Annotated in this window: 1 protein-coding gene; it reads left to right on the top strand. The window is 25.1% G+C overall.

Translation table 11 applies throughout. The features are described 5' to 3' along the window. Positions 1-1,274: 1,274 nt before the first annotated feature. Positions 1,275-1,463 carry a hypothetical protein gene (locus tag AOG54_RS02975; RefSeq protein WP_054964347.1) on the top strand — a complete coding sequence of 63 codons (189 nt, stop codon included), beginning with the start codon at positions 1,275-1,277 and terminating at the stop codon, positions 1,461-1,463. Positions 1,464-1,909: the final 446 nt, after the last annotated feature.

The following is a 1,909-nucleotide window of genomic DNA, read 5'->3' as shown; positions in this document are numbered from 1 at the left end:
ATTAGAAAAAATTAGAAAATTTAAACTCAAATTTTTTCCTTTATAATTATATATATTTGAGTTAAAAATTGAGCACCTAAAATTTTAATGATAGGCCTTTAAAATACTAAATATTTATGTGTTCAATATTTTTTTAAAATTGATTACAGAACCTTGAAAATAATATCTCAATATAAGATTTATTCAATTTATGAAAATTGAACACTTAATATTTTATTCTTATCTAAATAATATTACACGTGAAAAACACGACTAAGCGTGAGCATTTCATTTTCTCATTCCATGTTTTTCTCATTCTCTATCTGCTTACTATCTGCTTACTTTATCCATATTCCTGGTCCATGATTTTATAACAATTTATGGTCTTATCATTTTAATACCCTGGTAAGTGCGGATATCTAAAACCGATATCCTATTTTAGAAATACAGTAAAACAAAGACTTATCAATCAAAAAACGGAAATATTGATGAATAACAATTTCGTACATATTATATAATTATGAGAAAACGGGTGAAAAAATAAAAATCTCATGGATAAAGAACTAAATTATTTTTCGTTTATTATATTGTGATAAGATTATATAATATAATAAATAATTAGAAAATCCGTAAAATAAAGGATATGGCACTCTAATATATCGATAGATATATGATAATTATAAATTATTTCTTACCGCCCCCCTTTCCCTTTCCATTTTTTAATGATAAGCCTGTAATTTAAAGGATAAATTTGTGTGAAAATTGAGAGAAAAACTTATTTTTTTTAAGTTAATTTATTTAACCAAATATCGATTACCGTATATGGTAATTGGATATTAAGAAAATCTTATTTTTTTAAGTTAATTTATTTAACCCATGACAATGACAATTTTTTAATGATAAGCCTGTAATTTAAAGGATAAATTTGTGTGAAAAATACATCTTATATATGCTTAAAACCTTGTATTTAATATAATTTCACACGCAAATTTGGCAGATAATAGATGCGGGAATTGCAAACCCTTCAAAGAACCGAATGCGCATAAAGGTGTTTATATATGGCCAGAGGCAAAAAGTTTAAATATGCATAAAAAAATAGTGCATATATACAGAACGTGTTTATTGATAATTGATTACTCATTAAAACGGCCCTTGATAGAATATATTCTAAGAAAATGGCCTGCAATTCCAAAGATGATTATGAGATCTTTATTCTCATTTATAAAATAATTTATTATGCAACTATGATTATAAAAATATGCGAAAATTTATATATAGACATAAGATAATTTATTATGATTTCATCAGAAACAAAAGAGCCATTATCAGTAATTATAAAAGAATCCTTATTTCGCAACTATTCGGCTGCAGAGTATCTTATTAAAAAATACAACTTAACAAAAGCAGATAAGGAAAAAATAGATTCAAGCATAACAGATCCAAAGGTTAAAAAGGCAATATATGAAATATTAGGAATAAAATGATTGAATACTCGGCCATAGCAGAATCTTCTGCGGTAATTCTTACAATTTATTTTTTATTTTTTCCTATACTAACATCTTTATACACTAAGGATACAATATTAATATTTCTCCATCTGGCAAGGCTACAACTTTTAATTAATTTTTTATTATTTGGAATAACTATAATACTGGCCGTAATTGAAAGTTTTTATTCCCTTATATTTTTAATAATATCCCTGATTTTCCTTCCTTTTTCTATAAATTATATTCTAAAATCCTTTGAGTATGATTTAAACCTTGGCAAATCATTAAAGGAAAAATAATAAGCTTTTTTATTTCAATTCATTCCTGAATTTCTTTAGCATATCAGGGTCCTTTAATATTTCTTCTAAGACATTCTCTATTAACTTAGATTTAAATGATTCCGGTGCATTCTCTATCATCTTCTTTGCAATTCCTGGTATTAT

This window comes from Acidiplasma aeolicum (assembly GCF_001402945.1).
Classification (GTDB): domain Archaea; phylum Thermoplasmatota; class Thermoplasmata; order Thermoplasmatales; family Thermoplasmataceae; genus Acidiplasma; species Acidiplasma aeolicum.
The sequence above is the reverse complement of the archived record's forward strand: the minus strand, read 5'-3'. Positions and strand labels throughout refer to the sequence as shown.

Bases quoted from the DNA above. Each gene is read 5' to 3' on its own strand.
- AOG54_RS02975 (WP_054964347.1), top strand. From the start codon at position 1,275: ATGATTTCATCAGAAACAAAAGAGCCATTATCAGTAATTATAAAAGAA.